The sequence below is a fragment of the Aeromonas enteropelogenes genome (genome assembly GCF_000819845.1).
Lineage (GTDB): Bacteria > Pseudomonadota > Gammaproteobacteria > Enterobacterales > Aeromonadaceae > Aeromonas > Aeromonas enteropelogenes.
In genome coordinates, this window is sequence record NZ_CDCG01000038.1 from 83329 (window position 1) to 107669 (window position 24341).

The following is a 24341-nucleotide window of genomic DNA, read 5'->3' on the forward strand; positions in this document are numbered from 1 at the left end:
GCCCCGAAAATCAGCGGCTACTATACCCCAGAGCCGCCCTGAATATCATCTGTCGCCATTTGTGAACCTGCGCCGAAAATTTGTGGGGGTCATGAGATGGACGCTGCCATGGGGACAGGGCAGAATGAGCGAGCTTGTTCCCACTAGACGTAAGGAAATGTATGACCCAACAGAATGAGCAGCAGAGAAACCGCATGTTGAGCCTGCTGCGCGAAGGTGAGCGCCGCATGTTGGTTCAACTCGCCGGTCTGCTGCGTACCACTGCCGATGACATCAATGCCGAGCTGGAAAAAGAGGGGCTGCAGAGCTTCCTGGAGCAGCCCATCACGGTGGATTATCTCAATGGCGTGGTGCAGCACCATCTGTTCGAGCGCAAGCACAAAGGGGATATGGCGGTGGCCCAGCAGATGCTTGGTGAATACCAAAGCGAGCTGGAAGCCCTGCAATTAGCCCAGGCTCAACCCGAAGAGGCTGATGCCACCGATGAAGAGGGTGCCGAGCTCAAGGCTCAGGCCTGACGTTTCTCTCCCCCCGCTAGCCGCTTTTGTTCTCTCAGGCACCATCATTGCGATCATGATGGTGCCCTGTTTTTTTGGAGGCCTTGCCGCTTAGCCCAGCGCCTTCTGTAGCACTGGTTGGGGGATGGGGAACACCTTGTCATAGCCCCAGTTGTAGGCGAAGGCGTAGACCAGATAGAAGGCTACGAAACCCAGATCCAGCACCAGCGCCTCCAGCAGGCTGATGTCCAGCCACCAGGACATCACCGGCAGGGCGACGGTCAGTAGCCCCCCCTCGAAACCGAAGGTATGCACAATCCGTTGCCACAGGCTTTTGTGGGTATGGCCCTGATACTTCATCAGCAGCTTGTCGACGCCGATGTTGTAGACATAGTTCCAGACGGTGGCGAGCACCGAAAAGAACAGTGCCAGTGGCCCCATGTGGTTGAGCCCGACTCCGGTGACCCAGCTCGCCAACGGGGCGGCAATCAGCAGGCCAATCAATTCAAAGCCGATGGCATGGCGCAGGCGATCGTTACGGGTTCGCATAAATCACTCTCTCAATCAGGTTCATTCACGAATATCGGGCCAATCTATCGATAAAAGTTGATGTATTCACGTTACTATCTATCTGCAAATCAGATAGGTTGGTCGACAAGTATCACAAGCAAACAGGAATTCCGGGATGGGGCCGTCACTGGAACAACTCAATGTACTGCTGGCCGCCGCCGAGACCGGCTCGTTTTCGGCTGCGGCGCGCAAGCTGGGCAAGGCGCAGTCGGTGGTGAGCACTGCCATCGCCAATCTGGAGATCGATCTGGGGTTGATCCTGTTTGACCGCACCGGCCGTTATCCCCGGCTGACGGTGGCCGGGGTTCGTATGGTGCAGGAGGCGAGCATACTGTTGGCGCAGGGTGAGCGTCTGCAGGCGATCGCCGGCGAGCTGGCGGCGGGGGTGGAGTCACGGCTGACCCTGGCCATTGACGATGACTCCCATCTGCCCTGGCTGGGCGCCTTGCTGGAAGAGTTTGCCCGCCGTTACCCGGCTGTCGAGCTGGAGCTGCTCTTTCCCTTGATGGAGGATGTGACCGACATGCTGGTCAGCGGCCGTGCCCAGCTTGGCATCAGTTACCAGCAGGCTGTTCCCCAGCGGGAGATAGTCACCCGTACTCTGGGGGAAGTGGCCATGCCGCTGGTGGTCTCGCCGGATCATCCGCTGGCGCACAGGGTGCTGGTGCAAGAGGTCGATCTGCAGGGGGCGCGCCAGCTGATTGCCACCGGGCGGCGGGATGGCCCCGAACGTCAGCGCTTTCGCATTGCCTCCCAAGTGTGGTGGGTCGAGGGAGATCTCGGCGTGCTGGAGCTGGTCAAGCGCGGGCTGGGATGGGGCGTGGTGCCCGAGTTCTTGCTGGATAGGCCCCTGGCACGCAAGGAGGTGGTGGTGCTAACGCCTGAGTTTATCGCCAGGCATGAACTGGTGCTGGAGCTGCAGTGGCACCGCGCCCGCCCGCTTGGGCAGGCGGGGCGCTGGCTGAAGGAGGCACTGCTGGCGCGCGTGCCTCGTTAGTCCGGATTGCGGGTCAGTCGACGAGGGAGTAGGGCAGGGGCTGCAGGGTGAGGCTGGCGCTCTCATCCTGCTTGAGACGGAACAGGGCGTCGGTCTCGGTGTCTTTGGGCAGCACGGCGGTGAGCCACACCTGACCATCCCGTTGCCAGGCGTTGAGCACCATACCGCTGCGACGCCAGTTGTCACCGAGCCGGATTTCCAGCGTATCACCACTGGCCACTGGCTCGCTGGCAACGCCCGCCAGCAGGAACAGGGCACGGTTGTTGGCGCCGCGATACTTGGCGCGCGCCACCGTCTCCTGACCCATGTAGCAACCCTTGGTAAAGCAGATGCCGTCGAGGGCCTGCAGGTTGAGCATCTGCGGGATGAACTCCCCCTGATGCACCGCTTCCATGTGCGGCAGACCCGCCTTGATCTCGAGTCCCCACCAGAGGGATTCGTCGCCCGCCGGCAGGGTATCGGCTTGCTGGTCGCTCACCAGCAGCCAGCGATCCTGTTCAATCTTCACCGCCATGCCGCCGTTGACCAGCCCGCTTTGGACCAGGCCAAAGTGATCGGCGATCCAGACGTCGCTGCCGGTTCCGGCGATCCCGGTGGCATGGCGCTCGTCGGCGGCGATCTCCACCTTGGAGAAAACGGCGAATTTCTTCAGCTCCGGCAGCTGGCGCTCCAGCACGGAGGGGGTCGTCAGCATCAGCAGGCTCTCTTCGAGACAGAGCAGGCGGAAATTGCTCCACAGCTTGCCCTTGGGATCGCAGTGGCCACCTAGGGTATTTTGTCCCGGTTGCAGGGCATTGACGTCACAGGTGACCTGACCTTGCAGGTATTTGACGCGATCCTGGCCGGCGATGCGGGTGATGGCGATCTTGGTCAGGGCAAAGCGGGTCGGCTCGGCAGGAAAAACAGGTGGTTGCAGGCTCACGATGGTATTCCAGAGAGAAAGTATGTGAGCTGCATGGTAAAGACGTAACTAATGTTTGTCAGCCGGAAAATCCAGCTGGTACCATCCCACGGTCTTTGTAAGGAGAGTTCCATGTTGAGCCCAGTTGAAAAATCCCGCCTGAAGTGGGCCTGCCGTCGTGGCATGCTCGAGCTGGATGTGATCTTTATGCCCTTTTTTGAACACGAATTCGACACCCTGAGCGAGGCCGATCAGCAGACCTTTATCCGCCTGCTGGAGTGCGATGACCCGGACCTGTTCAAGTGGTGCATGGGTCATGGTATCCCCGAAGACCCGGCCTTTGCCGCCATGATCCCGATGATCCTGGAGCGCAACCAGGCCCGTCACGACCGCCAGGGCTGAGCCGGTGGAGCGGGTGAGCATGACGGTTCACCCCTCTCGCCATCAGCGGATCTGGCTGCTGGCGCTCTTTCTGTTGTTGCTATGGCCTGTGGCCATGCTGATCGATGGTTGGCGTTGGGCCCTGTTTGTTCCCTGCTGGCTGGTCGCTCTGGTGCTGGGCTGGCGTGCACTGCCCCGCGATGCCTTTATGCTGGAGTGGGATGGCCGCTGGCTGTCGTGGCAAGGTGCCCGCTACCAGCTGGGCCCCGGGAGCCGCACTTTGCCCGGGGTGCTGAGGCTCTCCCTTCTGCCCGAGCAAGGTGCTCCCCGCATTTTGTGGCTCTGCTCCGACTCGCTTCCCCCCGCACACTATCGCCTGTTGGCCCGGGCTATCCATTTCCTGTCGTCAGATACCGGACGTTGAATGCCGCGCTTTCGCAGCCTCATTGTCAGGTTGGGGGGCAGTGATGATGTTGCTTTCTGCTTGTCACTTTGCCAAAAAAGAGTGACCCCGCCTTAAGCGGGGTCACGGATGGGCATTTGCCTGGCCGGGATCAATCCCGCTCCGGGGTCAGTACGGTGGGCTTGGGGTTCGGCAGCATGTCCGGATAGTCCAGGTTGTAGTGCAGGCCGCGGGACTCTTTGCGTTGCAGGGCGCAGTTGACGATAAGCTCGGCCACCTGCAGCAGGTTGCGCAGCTCCAGCAGGTTGTTGGAGACCCGGAAGTGGGCATAGTACTCCTGCACTTCCTGCTTGAGCAGGTCGATGCGGCGTTTGGCGCGGGCCAGACGCTTGTTGGTACGCACTATCCCCACATAGTCCCACATCATCAACCGCAGCTCGTGCCAGTTGTGCTGGATCACCACCAGTTCGTCGGAGTCTTCCACCTGGCTCTCGTCCCAGGCGGGCAGGTGAGGCGGCTCCACGCTTGTCGGCAGCTTGGCCAGGATGTCGGCACCCGCCTGGTGGGCATAGACCACACATTCCAGCAGGGAGTTGGAGGCCATCCGGTTGGCGCCGTGCAGCCCGGTGTAGGTCACCTCGCCGATGGCATAGAGGCCGGGAATGTCGGTCTGGCCATTGTTGTCGATCATCACGCCACCACAGGTGTAGTGAGCCGCGGGCACGATGGGCATGGGCTCTTTAGTGATGTCGATGCCGACCGCGAGGCAGCGCTCATGGATGGTCGGGAAGTGCTTGATGATGAACTCCGCCGGCTTGTGGCTGATGTCCAGATACATGCAGTCGGCACCGAGGCGCTTCATCTCGTGGTCGATAGCACGGGCGACGATATCCCGCGGTGCCAGCTCGGCGCGCTCGTCAAATTCCGGCATGAAGCGGCTGCCGTCTGGGCGGCGCAGATAGGCGCCTTCACCGCGCAGGGCCTCGGTCAGCAGGAAGTTGGGATCGTCGGGGTGGAACAGGCTGGTAGGGTGGAACTGGTTGAACTCCAGATTGGCCACCCGGCAGCCGGCGCGCCATGCCATGGCGATGCCGTCCCCGGAGCTGACGTCCGGGTTGGAGGTGTACTGGTACACCTTGGAGGCGCCACCGGTTGCCAGCGCCACGAAGCGGGCGCGAACAACTTCGACCTGCTCGGCGTTGCGATTCCAGACATAGGCGCCGAGGATCCGGTTGCCCGGCAGACCCAGCTTGCGGGTGGTGATGAGGTCGACCGCGTTGAAGCGCTCCATCAACTGGATGTTGGGGTGGGCGCGAACCTGATCGATCAGGGTCAGTTGCACTGCCTTGCCGGTGGCATCGGCCGCGTGGAAAATGCGGCGATGGCTGTGGCCCCCTTCGCGGGTCAGGTGATAGTGGGATTCGCCCTCGGAGTCTTCTTCCTGATCGAAAGGGACCCCCTGCTGGATCAGCCACTGAATGGAGTTGCGGGCGTTGCGGGCGGTGAACTCGACCGCGGCCGGGTCGCACAATCCTGCCCCGGCATTGAGCGTGTCGCTCACGTGGGATTCGATGCTGTCGGTCTCGTCGAACACGGCAGCGATGCCTCCTTGCGCATAGAAAGTGGCCCCCTCACTGATGGGCCCCTTGCTCAGAACCAGGACTTTGGCCTGGTCAGCCAATCGCAATGCGAGAGACAGACCGGCGGCACCGCTGCCAATGATCAGTACGTCGCAAAGGTATTCAACACTTGCTTTCATAAGTATCATTGGCCTGGATTAAGAACTGGCACCATGGTAGCCCAAGCGGGGGCGTGTATGCAGCCTGCATCACATTTTTTTCAATGCAAGCGAACTTTCTCTGATTCTCCCTGTCTGAACTTGTGCGCTTAGGAAGGGCCGGAAAAGAAAAACGATAACCTGATGGGGGTTTTACGGCTCCAATGAGCGACCAGAATCTACTGGACGAACAGCTGGTTGAACGTGTCCAGCGTGGCGACAAAGCAGCGTTCAACCTGTTGGTAAAAAAATACCAGCACAAGGTGGTCAACCTGGTGGCCAGGTATGTCAACAATCCCGGAGATGTGCCCGATGTGGCGCAAGAGGCCTTTATCAAAGCCTACCGGGCTTTGCCGACATTCCGTGGTGAGAGTGCTTTCTATACCTGGTTGTACCGAATTGCCGTCAACACGGCGAAGAATTATCTGACCTCCCAGGGGCGCAGGCCGCCCAGCAGTGATGTGGAGGCTGACGAAGCAGAGTCCTATGGTGGTGGTGAAGCCTTGCAAGAGGTCTCAACCCCTGAAAACCTGGCGCTGACCGACGAGATCAAGCGCACCGTGTTTGCCGCCATAGAGGCCTTGCCGGAAGACCTGAGGACAGCGATCACCCTTCGTGAACTGGAAGGGCTGAGCTACGAAGAGATTGCCGAAATCATGGATTGCCCTGTGGGTACGGTCAGATCCCGTATCTTCCGGGCGAGGGAAGCAATCGACAAAAAGCTGCAACCTCTGATCGAGAACTAACTGGGGAAAGACGGGTTTAACTTATGGCAAATAAAGAGCAAATCTCTGCCCTGATGGATGGTGACCTGAGTGACGCACAAGTACTGAACGAGCTGGAGCTGGACTCCGACTTGCAAGATACCTGGGGTCGTTACCACCTGATCGGCGATGCCATGCGGGGGGACCTGCCGGTCAATCTGCAGCTGGATCTCAGCGACAGCATCATGGCCGCACTGGAAGATGAGCCCACCGTACTGGCACCCAAGCCGGTCGAGGCCAAACCGGTTGCGCCTCAGGCACAACCGGAAATGGAACCAGCCAAGACAGATTCCAATGTGGTGCCGCTGTTCCGCCGTATCGGCCAGCAACTTGGCCAATACGCCATTGCGGCATCGGTCGCCGCGGCGGTCATCTTCGGGGTACAGCAGTATCAGGGACAGGACGGCGTGCCGACCAACCCTGTGCTCAATACCATCCCTATCGGTGGCAGCGCGGCCCCGGTCAGCGTGCACTATCCGCAAGAGGGTAACCGCAATCGCCAGCAAGGGTTGACCGAGCAGCAGATGCAGGAGCAGCGGGAACGGATCAACGCCTTCCTGCGTGACCACCAGTTGCAGCAACGTCTGCTGCAAGACAGGCAAATTCAACAATAACGAGTCGTCAGGGATACCAACAACGTGCGCCAGTCCAGCCGTATTTTGCTGGCCTCTCTCCTGCTGATCAGTGCCAAGGCCTCGGCCGACGATAAGTCGGCCGAGGCCTTGTTGCAGCAGATGCAGAGTGCCGTGCAGCAGCAAAACTTCGAGTTATCCATGGTCAAAGCCCGTCAGGGGCGCCTTGAGCCGATCCGCATCAGTCATGCCGTGATCGATGGCAAGGAGGTCGCTCATCTCAGCTATCTCGACGGCAAGGCCATCGAGTATCTGCAGCGCCAGGATGAATTCACCTTTTTTGAAAACAGTCATGAACCCTACACCCTGAAGGGGGCACGCTTCCCGGGCGTCTGGTCGACCCTGGTGAAGATGCCGCTTTCCCGGGTGATGGAAAGCTATGACGCCGTGCTGGCCGGTCGCAGCCGGGTAGCTGGTGTGGTGGCCCAGGTCGTCAGACTGGTGCCAAAAGAAGCAGACAAGTATGGCTTCGTGCTCTGGATCGATGAGCAGAGCAACCTGTTGCTGCGGGTCGACATGGTGGAGCGGGAAGGCAATCTGGTCGAGCAGGTGCTGGGTGTCGATCTGGAGCTGCAGAGCAAGCCGGCACCCTGGCTGGTTGCCCTGGCCAAGAGCAAGCTGCCGGAGGCGCTGGCGCTGGAAGATGCCTATCCTGCCCCGCAGCAAGTGCTGAGCTGGCAGATCACCTGGCTGCCGGATGGCTTCAAGGTGCTCTCTCGCGACAAGCACCAGCTGGTGACCACCAGTCTGCCGGTGGACTACATGATGCTCTCCGACGGCCTGGTGGACCTCTCCGTCTATGTGGCCCGGGTCGATCCCAAGCAGGCGGTGCGCCAGCAGCTGATCCGCCAGGGAGCCACTTCGCTGGTGAGCTATGTCAACGAGGTGGGGGTCGAGATCACAGTCGTGGGGGAAGTGCCTGCCGAGACGGCCAAGCGGATCGCCGAGTCGGTCCAGCCCCTGGCCCGCAACGAAGCGGTACAATGACGCTGGCACAGAGGGGAAGGGCGCTTGCCGAACCTGGCAAAGCGTGTTCAGATCCCGTGCTTTGCAAGCCCGAGGTGTTGCCGTGAACGAGATGAGTGAAGAGCTGGCGACGGTTGTGGCCATTGAGGGTGACCATGCCTGGGTGGAGTGCGAACGGCGCTCCGCCTGCAGCGGTTGCCAGCAACAATCCAACTGTGGCACCGGTACGGTTGCCAAGGCGTTTCCCCTCAAGGCGCCGCGTCTGCGGGTGCGCCTGACTGCCAAGGTGCGGGTCGGCCAGCAAATCCGGCTCGGAATTCCTCAAGAGAGCCTGCTGCGCGGGGCCGCACTGGTCTATGTGCTGCCGCTCTTCTGCCTGTTGGCGGGGGCTCTGCTGGGCCAGCTCTGGCTGGCGCCGCTGCTCGCCGGGGGGGAGGGGATCACCATTCTCTCCAGCGTATTGGGGGGCGTGCTCGGCTTTTTACTGGTTCGTTACTTTTCCAACCGCCTGGATCAGGGGCGCTATGGCCCCCGGATGATCGGAGTGGTGGTTCCTGTCCGCAATATCTCTTGACCCGGTGGGCGCTATTTGACGGGCGCTGGCGACTAAAGAATGGCCGTCAGCCGGGTTATCCAGTAAAATCGCGCCTCCATAACCGACCTTAAACCAATTTTGAGTGACTCTTGCTCGATGAAACACATTCGTAACTTCTCGATTATTGCGCACATCGACCACGGTAAATCGACCCTGTCGGACCGTCTGATCCAGACTTGCGGCGGCCTCTCCGACCGCGAGATGCAGGCTCAGGTGCTTGACTCCATGGAGCTGGAGCGCGAGCGCGGCATTACCATCAAGGCGCAGAGTGTGACCCTGAACTACCAGGCACAAGACGGTAACACCTACCAGCTGAACTTTATCGATACCCCGGGCCACGTGGATTTCTCCTACGAGGTTTCCCGCTCTTTGGCGGCCTGTGAAGGGGCACTGCTGGTAGTGGATGCCGGCCAGGGGGTTGAGGCACAGACTCTGGCCAACTGCTACACCGCCATGGAAATGGATCTGGAAGTGGTGCCGGTGCTGAACAAGATTGACCTCCCGGCCGCAGAACCCGAGCGTGTTGCCGAAGAGATCGAAGATATCGTCGGCATCGATGCGGTGGATGCGGTGCGCTGCTCCGCCAAGACCGGCCTTGGCGTCGATCTGGTACTGGAAGAGATCGTGGCCAGAATCCCGGCACCGGAAGGTGATCCGAACGCTCCGCTGCAGGCGCTGATCATCGACTCCTGGTTCGACTCCTATCTGGGCGTCGTCTCCCTGGTGCGGATCAAGAACGGTTCGCTCAAGAAGAACGACAAGATCAAGGTCATGAGCACCGGCCAGACCTGGGGCGTCGATCGCATCGGTATCTTCACCCCCAAGCAGGTGGATACCGACGGCCTGGGTTGTGGCGAGGTAGGTTGGGTTGTCTGCGGCATCAAGGACATCCACGGCGCACCGGTGGGCGATACCCTGACTCTGGCCAAACACGGTGCCGAGAAGGCGCTGGCGGGCTTCAAGAAGGTGAAGCCGCAGGTCTATGCGGGCCTGTTCCCCATCTCCAGCGATGACTACGAGTCCTTCCGCGATGCGCTGGAGAAGCTGTCGCTCAACGACGCCTCCCTGTTCTACGAACCGGAGAGCTCCACTGCGCTGGGCTTCGGCTTCCGTTGCGGCTTCCTCGGCATGCTGCACATGGAGATCATCCAGGAGCGTCTGGAGCGTGAATACGATCTGGATCTGATCACCACGGCGCCGACCGTGGTCTACCAGATTGAGCAGACCGACGGCACCACCATCCACATCGACAGCCCGGCCCAGATGCCTGCCATCACCAGCATCAAGGAAATGCGCGAGCCGATCGCCGAGTGTCACATCCTGCTGCCGCAGGAGTACATGGGCAACGTGATCACCCTCTGTATCGAGAAGCGTGGCGTGCAGACCAACATGGTCTACCACGGCAAGCAGGTGGCGCTGACCTATGAGATCCCGATGGCGGAAGTGGTGCTCGACTTCTTCGACCGCCTCAAGTCCACCAGCCGCGGTTACGCCTCCCTGGATTACGGCTTCAAGCGCTTCGAAACCTCCGACATGGTCCGTCTGGACATCATGATCAACGGTGAGCGGGTCGACGCCCTGGCCATCATCACCCACAAGGACAATGCCCAGTATCGCGGCCGTCAGGTGGTGGAGAAGATGCGCGAGCTGATCCCGCGCCAGATGTTCGACATCGCCATCCAGGCTGCCATCGGCAACCAGATCATCGCCCGCAGCACCGTCAAGGCCCTGCGCAAGGACGTGACCGCCAAGTGTTACGGTGGTGACGTGAGCCGGAAGAAAAAGCTGCTGAACAAGCAGAAAGAAGGTAAGAAGCGGATGAAGTCCCTGGGCCGTGTCGACGTGCCGCAGGAGGCTTTCCTCGCGATTCTCCACGTCGGAAAGGACTGATAGATGGCTAGCACGTTTTCCCTGATCCTGGTGGTGGTCTGCGCGATCACCGGTGTTATCTGGTGCCTGGACAAGATGATCTGGTCCAAGCAGCGCGCGGCCAAGATCGCCGTGGCCCGTGCCCACGGTGGCGCCAATCTGGACGAGAAGACCCTGGCCAAGGTCGCTCCCGTGCCGGTCTGGATCGAACAGACCGCCGGGATCTTCCCTGTCATCACCTTCGTGCTGGTATTGCGTTCGTTCATCTTCGAGCCGTTCCAGATCCCGTCAGGCTCCATGATGCCCACCCTGCTGGTGGGCGACTTCATCCTGGTGGAGAAGTTTGCCTACGGTCTGCGGGATCCGGTGACCAACACCAAGTTCCTCGAGACCGGTGAGCCCAAACGCGGTGATGTGGTGGTGTTCAAGTACCCGCTCGAACCGCGGGTGGACTACATCAAGCGGGTAGTCGGCATGCCAGGGGATAGGATCATCTATCGTAACAAGGAGCTGATGATCCGGCCCAAGTGCGAGGAGCAGGAAGGGAAAACGTGCCCGGGCTTCAAGAAGCTCGACATCAAGTTTGAACAAAGAGGTGAATTTACCCAGATGGGGATCCCCCTTGACCGCTATACCGAGCAGTTGGGCGACGTCACCCACGAGACCCTGCGCAATCCGCTGATGCCCGATATGGTCGGCCGTTACTATCGCCAGCCGGGCACCTACCCGGATGAGTGGGTGGTGCCTGAGGGGCAATACTTCGTGATGGGCGACAACCGTGACAACAGCACCGACAGCCGTTTCTGGGGCTTCGTGCCCGAGCAGAATCTGGTCGGCAAGGCGGTCGCTATCTGGATAAGTTTTGAATTTGAGCGCGAAGAAGGCTCCCTGCTGCCAAGCTGGGTACCGACAGGGGTGCGCTTCAACCGCATTGGCGGAATCAAGTAAATGAATATCAAGATGAACAGACTGCAGTCCCGTCTCGGGCATGTCTTTCAGGATCAAGAACTGCTGACCCGGGCGCTGACTCACCGCAGCGCCGGTTCCCGTCACAACGAGCGACTGGAATTTCTGGGTGACTCCATTTTGAGTCTGGTGATTGCCGATGATCTGTTCCACCGCTTCCCGCAAGCGGCGGAAGGGGATCTCAGCCGGATGCGCGCCACTCTGGTGCGCGAGAAGACCCTGGCCGAGCTGGGCCGGGAGTTCGACCTCGGGGATCACCTGATCCTGGGGCCGGGCGAGCTGAAAAGCGGCGGTTTTCGCCGTGAGTCCATCCTGGCCGACACGGTCGAGGCGGTGATTGGCGCCATTTATTTGGACTCCAATCTCGAGACGATCCGGACCCTGCTGCTGGGCTGGTATGCCAGCCGCCTGGAGGAGATCAAGCCGGGCATAGAGCAGAAGGATCCCAAGACCCGTCTGCAAGAAATTCTGCAGGGAAGCCGCAAATCCCTGCCGACCTATACAGTGACCAACGTCAAGGGCGAGGCCCACAACCAGGAATTCACCGTGCAGTGCGAGGTGGAAGGTCTGGATGGTCCGCTGGTCGGGGTCGGCACCAGTCGCCGCAAGGCCGAACAGGCTGCAGCGCAGCAAGCATTGGAAAAACTGTCATGACAGATACTACCTACTGCGGCTTTGTCGCCATCGTGGGCCGCCCCAACGTGGGCAAGTCCACTCTGCTCAACAAGCTGCTTGGCCAGAAGGTCAGCATCACCTCGAAGAAGCCCCAGACCACCCGTCACCGGATCCTGGGGATCGACACCGAGGATAACTACCAGACCATCTATGTGGACACCCCGGGTCTGCACATCGAAGAGAAGCGGGCCATCAACCGCCTGATGAACCGCGCCGCCACCAGTTCGCTGGGGGACGTGGCCATGGTGGTGTTCGTGGTCGACGGTACCCACTGGACCAAGGATGACGAGATGGTGCTGGGCAAATTGCGCCACCTCAGGTGCCCTGTGGTGCTGGCGGTCAACAAGGTCGACAACGTCAAGGAGAAGGAAGAACTGCTCCCCCACCTCGAGTGGCTGGGTCAGCAGATGGCCTTCTCCCACATCCTGCCCATCAGCGCCCAGAAGGGCACCAACGTGGCCAAGATCCGCGAGTGGGCCAAGGATCTGCTGCCGGAAAACGTGCACTTCTTCCCGGAAGATTACGTGACCGACCGCTCCTCCCGTTTCATGGCCTCCGAGATCATCCGCGAGAAGCTGATGCGTTTCACCGGCGAGGAGCTGCCCTACTCGGTGACGGTGGAGATCGAGCGCTTCAAGGTTGAAGAGAGCGGCATCTTCCACATCAACGCCCTGATCCTGGTGGAGCGCGATGGCCAGAAGAAGATGGTCATCGGCAACAAGGGTGAGAAGATCAAGACCATAGGCACAGAAGCACGCCTCGACATGGAACGGCTGTTCCAGAACAAGGTGCACCTGGAGCTGTGGGTCAAGGTCAAGGCGGGCTGGGCCGATGACGAGCGCGCCCTGCGTAGTCTCGGGTATGGTGACGACTGATTGCTGACCCCGGCTTTCGTCATCCACAGCCGGCCCTATCGGGAGACCAGCCAGCTGGTCGAGGTATTCACCCAGGATAGTGGTCGCTTTACCTTGGTGGCTCGCGGTTCCCGCGGGCCACGCTCCCCTCTGAAGGGGCTGCTGCAGCCCTTTACCCTGCTCACCATTGCCTGGCGTGGCAAGGGAGATCTCAAGAACCTCACCCAGGTGGAGTGCCCGGATCACTCCCTGCGCTTAGGCGGCGATCGCCTCTTCTACGGCCTCTATCTCAACGAGCTGGTCTACTACCTGCTGGAAGCCCATACCCCTTTCCCCGAGGTGTTTGATGCCTATGCCCGTGCCATCATGGCGCTGGCGGATGGCGAGACCCCGGAGCTGCCCTTGCGACGCTTCGAATTTCTGCTGCTGCAGGCCCTCGGCTATGCGGTGGACTTCGAATATGCCGCCGACGACGATGCGCCGATCCAGCCCGAACTGCTCTACGGTTTCGAGCGTGAATTGGGCTTTGTCGCTTGCGAGCGGGCGCCGGATCCCCGTACCCTGTTCCTCGGTGCCCACCTGCTGGCCTTCGCCGAGGGACGTTTCGATACTCCCCCCCTGCTGCAGGCGGCCAAGCGTTTCAGCCGGCTGGCCTTGCAACCCTATCTCGGCAAACGCCAACTCAAGAGCCGGGAGCTGTTTTTGAAACGCAAAGCCAGCATGCAAGGCTGACATACGGATATCGGAGCTGGCGCCAAGGCGGCAGCCGCACAGTCAACAAATGAAGTGTTTCAAGGAGTCGTCATGAGTGAAATCTACCTGGGTGTGAACATCGACCATATCGCCACCCTGCGCAATGCCCGCGGCACCCAGTACCCGGATCCGGTACAGGCCGCCTTCGTGGCCGAGCAGGCTGGCGCCGATGGCATCACGGTTCACCTGCGGGAAGATCGCCGTCACATCACCGACCGGGACGTGGAGATCCTGCGCCAGACGATCCAGACCAGGATGAACCTGGAGATGGCGGTGACCGAAGAGATGATCGGCATCGCTTGCCGCATCAAGCCCCATTTCGTCTGCCTGGTGCCGGAGAAGCGCACCGAGGTGACTACCGAGGGTGGCCTGGACGTAGCCGGCCAGCTGGACAAGGTGACCGATGCGGTGGCTCGCCTCTCTGCCGTCGGTGCCCAGGTGTCGCTGTTTATCGATGCCGATCCGGTCCAGATCGATGCGGCCGCCGCGAGCGGCGCTCCCTTTATCGAGATCCACACCGGTCGCTACGCCGATGCCACCACGGATGCCGAGCGCAACGCCGAGTTCAAGCGTATCGCCGCCGGTGCCTCCTATGCCGCCGGCAAGGGACTCAAGGTCAATGCCGGCCACGGCCTGCACTATCACAACGTCAAGGCCATCGCCGCCATTCCCGAGCTCTATGAACTCAACATTGGCCACGCCATTATCGGTCGCGCCGCCTTCGACGGCCTGGCCAAGGCGGTCAGCGATATGCGTGCACTGATGCAGGAAGCTCGTCAGGGGATCTGATCGGCCGAGACTGACAAGAGATAAAAAGGGACGCTGCGGCGTCCCTTTTTATCAGTGCAGCCCGGCATGCTGAATTGTGCCTGGCCTGTGGTTTGCTAGCTGGCGGGGGTCAGCTCAATGGAGGGAGTCAGTTCAAGGGTAATGAGCTCCAGCGGTGCCAGCTTGATGACGGCGCCATTGCCAAGCGAAGAGGGGACGGTCGGGTTGTTGCCATAGCGTGACCGAACCTCGAAGTAGCTTGCCTCTCCCGATGGGATCTCAAGTTGACGCTGTGGTTCCAGCAGGAATTGTTGAGGCTGGCTCGACGGATTGCGCAAGGTGATAAATGCTCTGTTGGGGCTCCACGCGGCCCAGCCGTAAACTTCCAGCAGGGTGGGATCGCCGCCGATCCAGTGGCTGTCAAACAGAGCGGCCTGGTTCTGGCGTGACCAGAGCGCCGCCCTGGCCAGCAGATCCCAGTTCTCACCGGTCAGCAGCTCGGGAGTGAGGTAGAGCTCCTGCAGCTGGGTACCGGTGGCGAAGTAGCTCCAGGCCTGATCGGCAAAGTCCTGCGGTGACTGCTTGTCCAGATGTTTGGCCTGCTTGGCATAGACCAATCCGTGCAGCATCAGGGAGTTGAGCGGAAACAGGGGACCGTTTTTGACGATAGAACGATAGGTTTCGGCATCCCGATAGGTGATCCATTGCTGAACCTTGGAGCCCGGACCGTAGAAGTTGATGTCATCGCCGCCGCGCCAGATGGAGTCGGCGAAGAACAGCCAGGCGGGGGAGGCCGTGGTACCCGTGGTCAGGTTGATAAACACATCCTTGTTGGTGGCCCGCGCATCTGCGATGAGATTGATAGCGGCATCGAAGTCGCTGGTGAAGCGGCTCCCCTTGATCAGCTTGTCCGCATTGCCGGTACCGTCAAACTTGAAGTGAGTAACCCCCTGTTCCTTGATGAGCGACATCACCTTCTGGTGGAAGTTTTGATAGTAGATCGGGCCCGAGAGGGCAAACTTGCCATCGCTCAGCTCATACCCGAACTCGGCGGCATGGGAGATCCGCTCATCCCTTGGCTTGTTGTAGCCGCCCCAAGGGGAAAGCCAGATCCCGAGCTGGGCATGGTATTTTTCGGCAGCCTTTTTCAGTTTGCGAAAACCGTCGGGGAAGTCCTTGCTAAATGCCCAGTTGCCCTTGCGATTGTCCCAGCCATCGTCAAACAGGAAGCCGCTCATGGGCACCCCGCGCCGGTTGACTAACGCCTCGCCAATCTGATTGATACGTTTGAGTGCCTCGGCTTCGGTGTAAGGGTTGAAGAAGCCTATGTCGAGCCAGGAGTTGTAGTGCAGATAGGGGGCGTAAGGTCTGTCGCGGGCGTCATTGATAAAGCGGTTGAAGTCGCGTCTGAGCTGGCCCTCACCGAAAGTGCCGATATAGGTGCGATAGCTGAGCGGTTTGTCCTGCGAGAGGGGGAGTTTGAGGGAGATAAGTTGGCTGACGCCCCCCTTGTAGGCACGGGTGTTGACCAGTGGATTCTGCGGCGTGATGAAGAAGCTGTCGCTGATGATGGGGGAACTGTTGATGGCTCCATAGACGAACGGGGCCTGGGTGCGAAATGGCAGCATGGAAAAACCGTTGATCCGCTTGTCGTTTTGCCGAGTGCCCAGTGAGAAATCAATGCTGGCGTAGCGTTTGTTCGAGGGCAGCCGGATAGCGCTTTTGACCACGAAGTCGGCGTTTTTCAACTCTATGTTGATATGGTCTTGCACCTTGGCGAACACCGTGACTTTGAAGTCGGCCGATGAGGTCAGCCGATCATCCATACCTTTGATATCAAACAGGTTGTTCGAGCGGATGAGATCGCCGTTGGCAGTATTGGTGAAGGTGATCTCCCGGAACTGGTCGGCCGCTGTCTCGACGGTGATGCGGTACTGGTTTCCCTCCAGCGACCTCACCTCGGCCCGGGCGAAGGTGGGTAGGGTCAGCATGAGCAGCAGCGTCATGCTCGCGGTACGTGAGTGCATGGTTGTCTCCGTGCGGTTGTGGAAAGGTCAGAATGGTGTGCTGGCGGGTTGCCTCCTGTGGCTTGTGGATGGGAGGATTCGAACAAACCCAAGGTGGCGTATCGGAGAGTGGCTGTCAGCCACCAGTTGATACAGGTGGCTCTCCTGTTTATCTCGCAGGACAAGACCCTGCACCCCTTTCATTCCACCATCCTTGCCCGTCTGGTCATCAGAAAAAGTTTCGATCCGTTTCAAAACCATATGCTTGTGGCCTGCACAACAAAACAGAGTGCAGCCTGCTCTATGAGTAAGATCACAAAAAGAAAGGTATCGAAGTTTTTTGAGATTTATGTGTAGCGAGTCACTGTGTTCTCTTGCACAGGAGAAAGGCTTTGTTGTGGCTTTATCATCGAATCATGATGGATGGAAACGAAATGAAATCTTTGTTTCAACACATCACTTCGGCAGAAGAGTCTGTGCAAATAGCTGAAAAGCGTCGCTTCATTACTCTGAATACCTATGATGCCATCCCGGGAGAAGCGGCCTCTAGCATGCGCCATGTAGGTGGTTCCTGACTCTTGATTGCACGCAGATGCATACCAGCTCAAGGTCGCAACCGAAGGAAATAGCTCAGAGCAATAAGCTATAAGCGATTGATGTCAAAAGGGTTACACTGACTGGCCTGCACACTGGAAGAGCCCCTTATGTACCGACCCGAGATTGCCGAGATTGAACCCGTTGCCCGCGCCGCGGGGGAGGCCATCATGGCCATCTACAGCCAGCCCTTTGCGGTAGAGTACAAGAGTGACGAGAGCCCGCTCACTGCCGCCGACAAGGGGGCCCACGAGGTGATAGTGCGAGCGCTTGCCAGGCTCACGCCGGATATCCCCGTGCTGTCGGAGGAGTCAGGCCCGCAAGTGATGGCCGAGCGGCTGGGGTGGCGGCGCTACTGGCTGGTGGATCCTTTGGATGGCACCAAGGAGTTTGTCTCCCGCAACGGCGAGTTCACCGTCAATATCGCGCTGATTGAAGAGGGGGCACCGCGCTGGGGGCTGGTCTACGCTCCCGTGCTGGACAAGCTCTGGTATGGCGGCAAGGGACTCGGTGCCTGGTGCATCGCCGATGGCAGGTGTGAGGCCATCCAGACACGCCCGCACCGGGAAGGAAGCCCCTGGCGGGTGGTGGGCAGCCGCAACCACCTCTCCCGGGAGACCCTCGACTATCTGGCACGCTTTGGTGACATGGAACGGGGCGAGATTGAGCTGGTCTCCATGGGCAGCTCCCTCAAGTTCTGCATCATCGCCGAGGGGGGCGCCGAGCTCTATCCTCGTCTTGCACCCACCTGCGAGTGGGACACGGGCGCCGCCCAGGCGGTGCTGGAGGGGGCCGGCGGCAGCGTAACCCGACTCGATGGCGAGCCCCTTGTCTACAACAAGCCGGATATCCTCAATCCCTGGTTTGTCGCGAAGGCCTGATCGGGCGTTGCTGGCAGCCGAGGCAGAAAAAAGAGGCTGGACAGTGTCCGGCCTCTTTGCATCCATCGTTTGCGGCAGCGCTCTCTTAAAAGACCTTCTTGAACGGTTTGACCGTGACGCTGGCATAGATGCCGGCCGCCACATAGGGATCGGCATCGGCCCAGGCCCGGGCATCTGCCAGGCTGGCAAACTCGGCGATGACGGTACTGCCGGTGAAGCCGGCATCGGCCGGATCCTCGGCATCAATGGTCGGGTTGGGGCCTGCGGTCAGCAGACGCCCCTCATCCTGCAGCGCCTGCAGACGGGCCAGGTGAGCGGGGCGAGCCTGTTTGCGCAGCGGCAGGCTGTTGGGAACATCTTCCGAATAGATGAGATACCACATGAGAGCGTCCTTTTCTTGATGCGATTATTTTTTCAGCTCGCCTTTCTGCTCGGCGGGCAGGTGGCGATAGAGGTAGGCACCACTTAGCAGGGTAAAGACCAGGGTCATGCCGAGCAGGCCGAATACCTTGAAGTTGACCCAGATCTCCTGCGGCAGATTGAATGCCACATAGAGGTTGAGCAGACCACAGACGGTGAAGAAGCCGACCCAGCCGAGGTTGACTTTGTCCCAGATGGCATCGGGAGCTTGCAGCTCCTTGGCCAGCATCTGCTTGATCAGGTTCTTGCCAAAGCCGTAGCGGCTGATGAGTAGCCCCAGGGCAAACAGGGCGTTGACCACGGTCACCTTCCACTTGATGAAGGCGTCATCGTGGAAGAAGACAGTGAGACCGCCGAAAAAGCCGACCAGCAGGAAGGTGAACAGCTGCATCTTCTCGACCTTGCGATAGCGCACCCAGCCATAGATGAGCTGCAGACCGGTCACCACCACCAGGGCGCCGGTGGCCATATAGATGTCGTAGAACTTGTATACGGCAAAAAATACAATAAGTGGAATAAATTCAATAAATTGCTTCATGTCTGGCCCATTGCCCTCAAAATTTGGTTCAGTTTACCTGCAAGGTGAATAACGGCAAATGAATAAGACCGCTCATTTTCCATCCGGTTCCCTGTCGCTACTCTGGTCGAACATCTGGCCGGCAATCTCGCCGCCGAGGCGTTTCTGATCCGCCAGCAGCTCGCGGATATGGCGTTCTTCGATAAGCGGATTGAGCAGCACTGCCCGCAACAGGGTGAGGGGCTGGGCACCGTAGCGCACCACAGCCCGCTGGGTGCGGGAGACAAAGCTGTGCCCTTCAGCCCGCTGGGCCTTTTGCAGGGCGACATTGAAGGCGTTGATCTGCGCGTTGGCAGCCTCGTTCAGGCGCTTGCCCTGTAGATGGGGCGGAATGCAGCGGTAGGAGAGCAGGTTCATCACGGGGGCCGACATCAGCTCGAAGGCGGGATCCGCATTGATGAGTGCCGCCATCAGGCGTGCCCGATCGTAGTTGGCCTCGATAAGGCTGGCGTAGCCCTGCTGGCCAAACAGCTGGAAGGCGGCGTCCAGATAGAGGGCGTTGGCAGGGCGGGTTCCTTCCAGAGTGAAGCGTCCCTGATCAAAGGAGCTGGCACGAATGGCGTAGGGGGCCTCGCGCTTGACCGTCATCATCAGATCCGGCTGGCGGCAGAGCAGCATGCCGGTACCGAGCGGCACCAGCAGTTGCTTGTGGCCATCCAGGGTAACGGTATCGGCCCGCTCGATCCCCTCCAGCAGCCCCTGATAACGGGGAGAGAACAGGGTCGGGCCGCCCCAGGCGGCATCCACATGAAAGTGGATCTGCTCGCGCTCGGCGATGGACGCCAGCTCCGGCAGGGGATCGATGGAGCCAAAGTCGGTACTGCCGGCGACGCCGACCAGTGCCAGCACCTTCAGCTTCTGTGCCTTGCACCGGGCAAGGGCCTGCTCCAGCGCCGCCAGGTCGAGCCGGTTGTGATCGTCGGTGTCGAGGCGCCATACGCTTCTGGCCCCCAGCCCCAGCAGATCCATCCCCTTGTCGAAGGAGTAGTGCATCAGCCGCGAGCCCAGGATCACGGCGCCGCGATAACCCTGCTCATAGAGGGCGAACAGGTCGTCGCCACAGGCGCGGTTGCGCGCCAGCCAGAGGGCGGTGACGTTGGCGATGGTGCCGCCGCTGGTCATGACGCCGAGGGCGGCATCCTTGGCATGCATCTGCTCGCCATAGAAATCGTCATCGGCGCAGTAGACGAGGCGGTGCAGTTTGGCCAGAACTTCCCGCTCCAGAAAGCTGAGCAGACGGGAGGACTCCATCTTCATCGGATTCTGGTTGAGCATCACCAGCAGGCGCGATAGCTCGGCGGTGAAGGCCGGTAATGGTGCCGTCATGTGCCCCATGTAGCGTGGTGAGGTGAGGTGGGAGGCGCCGGGCACCAGGATGGCCAGCCGGGCCAGATAGTCGTCGATGCTGATGCCCTGGGTCGGCATGCGGGACTGATCGAGCTGGTGGGTGAACTGCTTGCGCTGGTAGGGAGCCTGGCTGTCATCCGAGTGGTGAAAATGCTCCAGCAGGGCGGTCATCGCCTCGCCAAAGGCCGGGGTCGGTTGTGTAAACAGCTCAGTCAGCTTCATCAGGTTCTCCAGACCAGATCACCGGGGTCGGTGTGCATGTCCCTTGTCGCGGGCGTCGGCGGCAGAGCATACACCATAGGGGGGGAGGGTGACAGCCATCCCCTTTTTTAAGCTAACACTTGTACACTGAAAATGGGCTGGGTAGAGTGGAGCCAGTTATCGTGGAGTGCGTATATGAGTGGTGAGATGGATTACTCCCCCCGGGAGGAGCTGGCCAACCGGCTGAGCCATGGGGCTGGGCTGCTGCTGGGGATCGTCGGTCTAGTGCTGTTGCTCGTCAAGGGATGGGAACAGGGAACCCGGGCGCTGGTCAGCTATGGCCTCTACGGGGGCAGTCTGGTATTGCTCTACCTCGCCTCGACCCTCTATCACAGTGTGGCGGAAGGAAAAGCCAGGCGCTGGTGCAAGGTCTTCGACCACTGCGCCATCTATCTGCTGATCGCGGGCACCTATACCCCCTTTCTGCTGGTGACTCTGGATACGCCGCTGGCGCGTGGCTTGATGGCGGTTATTTGGGGGCTGGCGCTGGCGGGAGTGGTGTTCAAGCTGGTCTTCATCAACCGATTCAAGCGGTTGTCGCTTTTTACCTACCTGATGCTGGGCTGGTTATCGCTGCTGGTCATCTATCAGCTCTATATCCACCTGGCCGGTGCCGGCTTGCTGCTGCTCGCCCTGGGCGGACTGGTCTACAGCCTGGGGGTCATCTTCTATGTGGCCAAGCGCATTCCCTATAACCACGCCATCTGGCATCTGTTCGTGCTGGGGGGCAGCATTTGTCACTTTGCGGCCATCTATGGTTATGTTGCTGACTAGCCCTTAATTGGTATTTATCACCGTTTTAAAGGATAAATTCGTGCGGTATCACACAGTTGGCCCCGGCTTTTACTGACAAGCTAGTCACAGTTTCAATTCGCAAAGGATGCACAAGATGAGTGATATCGCGCTTTCCATCAGCATATTGTCGCTGGTGGCGGTGCTGGGGCTGTGGCTGGGCAACTGGCGGGTCTATGGCGTTGGATTGGGAATAGGGGGGGTGCTGTTCGGTGGCATCATAGTGGGCCACTTCGCAGGGGTCTCCGGCTTGGCGCTGGATTCGCAGACCCTTCATTTTATTCAGGAATTTGGCCTGATCCTGTTTGTCTATACCATCGGCATCCAGGTCGGTCCGGGCTTTTTCTCCTCCTTGCGCAGCTCCGGGCTCAAGCTTAACGGCTTTGCCGCCCTGCTGGTGCTGCTCGGCTGCGTGGTGGCTGTGGTTCTGCATCAGCTGTTTGATGTGCCGCTGCCGGTGATCCTCGGGGTCTTCTCTGGCGCGGTCACCAATACCCCGTCACTCGGTGCCGGTCAGCAGATCCTGGGCGAACTCGGCGCCGCGCCCGGTTCGACCGGCCTGATGGGGATGGGTTATGCGGTGGCCTATCCATTCGGCATCTGCGGCATCCTGATCACCATGTGGCTGGTGAGAGTCTTCTTTCGCATCAAGATCGACGATGAAGCCGCCCTGTTCGAACAGCAGACCGGCAAGACCAAGGAGAGCCTGCAGACCATCAATATCGCGGTGCGCAACCCCAACATGCATGGTCTGATGCTGAGCGAGATCCCCAGCCTCGACGAGTCCGACGTCATCTGCTCCCGCCTCAAGCGCGGCGAGGAACTGATGGTGCCGAGGCCCGAGTCCCGCATCGAGCTTGGGGATCTGCTGCATCTGGTTGGCGAACGCCACGCCCTGCACAAAGTGCTGCTGGTGCTGGGAGAGGAGGTGGAGACCTCTCTCTCGACCCGTGGCACCGATCTGCGGGTGGAGCGGGTAGTGGTTACCAACGAGCAGGTGCTCGGCAAGAAGATCCGCGATCTCGACATCAAGCAGAAGTACGATGTGGTGATCTCCCGCCTCAACCGGGCTGGTATCGAACTGGTGCCGACCAGTCAGACCAGCCTGCAGTTCGGTGACATCCTCAACCTGGTGGGGCGGCTCGATGCCATCGAGGCGGTCACCAATGTGGTGGGCAACGTGCAACAAAAACTGCAGCAGGTGCAGATGCTGCCGGTGTTCATCGGTATTGGCCTCGGCGTGCTGCTGGGATCCATCCCCTTCTATCTGCCGGGATTCCCCGCTGCCCTCAAGCTGGGGCTGGCGGGCGGGCCGCTGGTGGTGGCGCTGATCCTGTCGCGGATCGGCAGCATCGGCAAGCTCTACTGGTTCATGCCCCCTAGCGCCAACCTGGCGCTGCGAGAGATTGGCATAGTGCTGTTTCTGGCGGTGGTCGGCTTCAAATCAGGCGCCGGCTTTGTCGATACCCTGATCAATGGTGATGGCCCGGCCTGGATGCTCTATGGCGCCGCCATTACCCTGATCCCGCTGCTGGTGGTCGGCGTGCTTGCTCGTCTCTATGGCAAGATGAACTACCTCACCCTGTGCGGTTTGCTGGCGGGCTCCATGACGGATCCCCCCGCCCTGGCTTTTGCCAACGCCATGCATCCAACCAGCGGGGCCAGCGCCCTCTCCTATGCCACCGTTTACCCTCTGGTCATGTTCTTGCGGATCATCTCGCCGCAGCTGCTTGCCATCATCCTCTGGGCTGGTGCCTAGTATTCCATCCGGGTGGGAGCCTGCCTGATCAGGCTCCTACCATCATCATCTGCAATCTATTGATAAAAAACACTTTTATTGCCACGCCTCCGCTTTGCAACACCCTTCTGTCTGGCTGACAATTCGAGGTTTAAATCGGTCCATCTGTTCGAATTTTCGAACTGGTCATTTGCATCATCAAGGAGCAAAGTACGCTGTGGTTTTTTGTATGCCAAAAACAGGACTCAGGAGTGAAAATGATCACCAATAGCATTACCTTGGCACAGGGCGTAACCGTTACCCAGCTGAAAGGAGAGGTCTATCTGCTGGCCGCAGATGGCAGCCGCAAGTTGTTGGCTGAAGGTGATGTAGTGCCAAAAGGTGCAGTGATCATCTCTCCGGAGGGAGGGAGTTTTCTCGGGGGGGAGCAACAGTTCACCCTGAGCCCCGCAGAAGAACCCCGTGAACAAGTCCAAGAGGCAGAAACCCTGCTGGCGCAAAATGGAACAGCCGGTGCGCCGGATGATATCAATGCGCTGCAACAAGCGATCCTGGGGGGCGCCGACCCGACCCAGACCTTTGAAGCCTCGGCTGCTGGCGGGGCTCCTGCCGCCGGTGGTGGCGTGGGCGGTGTGGCCGGTGCCAGCGGCAACGGTGGCTTCGTCACTATCGACCGTACCGGTGATACCACCATCTCCCAGGCCGGTTTCGACACGACCTACAACACCAATGCTGAACCCCCGCGCGATGCGCTGGGAGGGGAAGATCAGACGTTCGATCTGACAGCACCCAGCATCTCTGTGGTCGCCCCCGATAACAGCAAGGACACTACACCGACCATCACCGGCACTACTGATGCAGTTCCAGGTAGCACAATCACCCTGATAGTGACCGATGCCAATGGCAAACAACAGACTCTGACTGCGACCGTTCGGCCGGATGGCTCCTTTAGTGTGGATGTCGTCGATCTGCTACCAGAGGGCGGTTATGACGTGACTGCCAGCGTGACAGATCCTGCCGGAAATACGAGTACGGCCACCGACAACGGCAGTGTGGACGTGACAGCGCCAGTGATTACTGTGGAGGCACCGGACAACACCAACGACACCACCCCGAGCATTACCGGCACTACAGATGTGGCCCCCGGCAGCACAATCACCTTGGTAGTGACCGATGCCAATGGTCAACAGCAGACCCTGACCACAAGCGTTCAACCGGATGGCAGCTATCGCACCGATGTCATCTCTCCTCTGCCGGAAGGGGGCTATAACGTTACCGCCAGTGTGACGGATCCGGCTGGCAACAAAGGAATGGTCAGCGACAATGGTAGCGTGGATACCACCGCCAACATCACGGT

General features: G+C 59.9%; 25 protein-coding genes. 18 read left to right on the top strand and 7 right to left on the bottom strand.

Annotation, left to right across the window (positions count from 1 at the left end; translation table 11 throughout):
- The first annotated feature begins 161 nt into the window (after positions 1 to 161).
- Positions 162 to 518 (top strand): hypothetical protein, encoded by a 357-nt coding sequence (locus BN1123_RS16265; protein WP_026456213.1) that lies wholly within the window; start codon positions 162 to 164, stop codon positions 516 to 518.
- Positions 519 to 608: 90 nt separating this feature from the next.
- Here BN1123_RS16265 and BN1123_RS16270 read toward each other — a convergent pair whose 3' ends face one another.
- On the bottom strand, positions 609 to 1046 hold the full coding sequence (locus tag BN1123_RS16270) for a PACE efflux transporter (protein ID WP_042028295.1): 438 nt from the start codon (positions 1044 to 1046) through the stop codon (positions 609 to 611).
- A 136-nt stretch (positions 1047 to 1182) separates the two neighbouring features.
- Between BN1123_RS16270 and BN1123_RS16275 the strand changes: the two genes are divergently transcribed.
- Positions 1183 to 2064 carry a LysR family transcriptional regulator gene (locus BN1123_RS16275; RefSeq protein ID WP_042028296.1) on the top strand — a complete coding sequence of 294 codons (882 nt, stop codon included), beginning with the start codon at positions 1183 to 1185 and terminating at the stop codon, positions 2062 to 2064.
- Positions 2065 to 2077: 13 nt separating this feature from the next.
- Here BN1123_RS16275 and ygfZ read toward each other — a convergent pair whose 3' ends face one another.
- Positions 2078 to 2986, bottom strand: a complete 909-nt coding sequence (gene ygfZ, locus BN1123_RS16280; RefSeq protein WP_042028297.1) for a tRNA-modifying protein YgfZ — start codon at positions 2984 to 2986, stop codon at positions 2078 to 2080.
- A 111-nt stretch (positions 2987 to 3097) separates the two neighbouring features.
- On the opposite strand from ygfZ, the gene sdhE reads away from it, so the two are divergent.
- Both sdhE and BN1123_RS16290 read left to right on the top strand, forming a co-directional pair.
- Positions 3098 to 3367 (top strand): FAD assembly factor SdhE, encoded by a 270-nt coding sequence (gene sdhE / locus BN1123_RS16285; RefSeq protein WP_042028298.1) that lies wholly within the window; start codon positions 3098 to 3100, stop codon positions 3365 to 3367.
- A gap of 19 nt (positions 3368 to 3386) precedes the next feature.
- A complete protein-coding gene (locus BN1123_RS16290) occupies positions 3387 to 3770 on the top strand; it encodes a protein YgfX (protein ID WP_042028299.1) in 384 nt (127 codons plus the stop codon).
- A gap of 130 nt (positions 3771 to 3900) precedes the next feature.
- Here the strand turns inward: BN1123_RS16290 and nadB are convergent, their stop codons facing one another.
- Positions 3901 to 5508 carry an L-aspartate oxidase gene (nadB, locus tag BN1123_RS16295; RefSeq protein ID WP_042028300.1) on the bottom strand — a complete coding sequence of 536 codons (1608 nt, stop codon included), beginning with the start codon at positions 5506 to 5508 and terminating at the stop codon, positions 3901 to 3903.
- Positions 5509 to 5690: 182 nt separating this feature from the next.
- Here nadB and rpoE point away from each other — a divergent pair, with 182 nt between their 5' ends.
- The 10 genes from rpoE to pdxJ all read left to right on the top strand — a co-directional run bounded on the left by rpoE (position 5691) and on the right by pdxJ (position 14389).
- Positions 5691 to 6272, top strand: coding sequence for an RNA polymerase sigma factor RpoE (gene rpoE, locus BN1123_RS16300; RefSeq protein ID WP_042028302.1), 582 nt, complete (start codon positions 5691 to 5693; stop codon positions 6270 to 6272).
- 23 nt (positions 6273 to 6295) lie between these two features.
- Positions 6296 to 6904 carry an RseA family anti-sigma factor gene (locus BN1123_RS16305; RefSeq protein ID WP_042028304.1) on the top strand — a complete coding sequence of 203 codons (609 nt, stop codon included), beginning with the start codon at positions 6296 to 6298 and terminating at the stop codon, positions 6902 to 6904.
- Between the two features lie 24 nt (positions 6905 to 6928).
- Complete coding sequence (locus tag BN1123_RS16310; RefSeq protein ID WP_042028305.1) at positions 6929 to 7909, top strand: MucB/RseB C-terminal domain-containing protein; 981 nt, start codon at positions 6929 to 6931, stop codon at positions 7907 to 7909.
- Between the two features lie 91 nt (positions 7910 to 8000).
- Positions 8001 to 8462, top strand: coding sequence for a SoxR reducing system RseC family protein (locus BN1123_RS16315; protein WP_042028375.1), 462 nt, complete (start codon positions 8001 to 8003; stop codon positions 8460 to 8462).
- 117 nt (positions 8463 to 8579) lie between these two features.
- Positions 8580 to 10373: a translation elongation factor 4 gene (lepA, locus tag BN1123_RS16320; RefSeq protein ID WP_042028307.1), complete on the top strand. Its 1794-nt coding sequence runs from the start codon at positions 8580 to 8582 to the stop codon at positions 10371 to 10373.
- A 3-nt stretch (positions 10374 to 10376) separates the two neighbouring features.
- Positions 10377 to 11300, top strand: coding sequence for a signal peptidase I (gene lepB, locus BN1123_RS16325; RefSeq protein ID WP_042028309.1), 924 nt, complete (start codon positions 10377 to 10379; stop codon positions 11298 to 11300).
- The gene (gene rnc / locus BN1123_RS16330; protein WP_026456172.1) at positions 11301 to 11972 is read left to right on the top strand and encodes a ribonuclease III; all 672 of its coding nucleotides are present in this window, start codon (positions 11301 to 11303) and stop codon (positions 11970 to 11972) included. It begins immediately after the preceding gene.
- The gene (gene era / locus BN1123_RS16335) at positions 11969 to 12868 is read left to right on the top strand and encodes a GTPase Era (RefSeq protein WP_042028310.1); all 900 of its coding nucleotides are present in this window, start codon (positions 11969 to 11971) and stop codon (positions 12866 to 12868) included. The genes rnc and era overlap by 4 nt, the downstream gene beginning before the upstream one ends.
- Positions 12869 to 13579: a DNA repair protein RecO gene (gene recO / locus BN1123_RS16340; protein ID WP_042028311.1), complete on the top strand. Its 711-nt coding sequence runs from the start codon at positions 12869 to 12871 to the stop codon at positions 13577 to 13579. It begins immediately after the preceding gene.
- A 72-nt stretch (positions 13580 to 13651) separates the two neighbouring features.
- Entirely contained in the window at positions 13652 to 14389 is a 738-nt protein-coding gene (pdxJ, locus tag BN1123_RS16345; protein ID WP_042028312.1) for a pyridoxine 5'-phosphate synthase, read from the top strand.
- Between the two features lie 95 nt (positions 14390 to 14484).
- Here pdxJ and BN1123_RS16350 read toward each other — a convergent pair whose 3' ends face one another.
- Positions 14485 to 16395, bottom strand: coding sequence for an alpha-amylase family protein (locus BN1123_RS16350; protein ID WP_042028314.1), 1911 nt, complete (start codon positions 16393 to 16395; stop codon positions 14485 to 14487).
- Positions 16396 to 17078: 683 nt separating this feature from the next.
- On the opposite strand from BN1123_RS16350, the gene cysQ reads away from it, so the two are divergent.
- Complete coding sequence (gene cysQ / locus BN1123_RS16360) at positions 17079 to 17849, top strand: 3'(2'),5'-bisphosphate nucleotidase CysQ (RefSeq protein WP_042028316.1); 771 nt, start codon at positions 17079 to 17081, stop codon at positions 17847 to 17849.
- Between the two features lie 85 nt (positions 17850 to 17934).
- Here the strand turns inward: cysQ and BN1123_RS16365 are convergent, their stop codons facing one another.
- From BN1123_RS16365 to BN1123_RS16375, 3 genes are all read right to left on the bottom strand, one after another.
- Positions 17935 to 18231, bottom strand: coding sequence for a YciI family protein (locus BN1123_RS16365; RefSeq protein WP_042028318.1), 297 nt, complete (start codon positions 18229 to 18231; stop codon positions 17935 to 17937).
- A 24-nt stretch (positions 18232 to 18255) separates the two neighbouring features.
- On the bottom strand, positions 18256 to 18807 hold the full coding sequence (locus BN1123_RS16370) for a septation protein A (protein ID WP_026456166.1): 552 nt from the start codon (positions 18805 to 18807) through the stop codon (positions 18256 to 18258).
- 72 nt (positions 18808 to 18879) lie between these two features.
- Entirely contained in the window at positions 18880 to 20415 is a 1536-nt protein-coding gene (locus tag BN1123_RS16375) for a pyridoxal-dependent decarboxylase (RefSeq protein ID WP_042028319.1), read from the bottom strand.
- A gap of 174 nt (positions 20416 to 20589) precedes the next feature.
- On the opposite strand from BN1123_RS16375, the gene trhA reads away from it, so the two are divergent.
- The 3 genes from trhA to BN1123_RS20465 form a co-directional block, all read left to right on the top strand.
- A complete protein-coding gene (gene trhA, locus BN1123_RS16380) occupies positions 20590 to 21228 on the top strand; it encodes a PAQR family membrane homeostasis protein TrhA (RefSeq protein WP_042028321.1) in 639 nt (212 codons plus the stop codon).
- A 115-nt stretch (positions 21229 to 21343) separates the two neighbouring features.
- A complete protein-coding gene (locus BN1123_RS16385; RefSeq protein ID WP_042028323.1) occupies positions 21344 to 23005 on the top strand; it encodes a putative transporter in 1662 nt (553 codons plus the stop codon).
- 236 nt (positions 23006 to 23241) lie between these two features.
- On the top strand, positions 23242 to 24341 hold a 1100-nt coding region (locus BN1123_RS20465; RefSeq protein WP_156130672.1), incomplete at its 3' end, for a retention module-containing protein.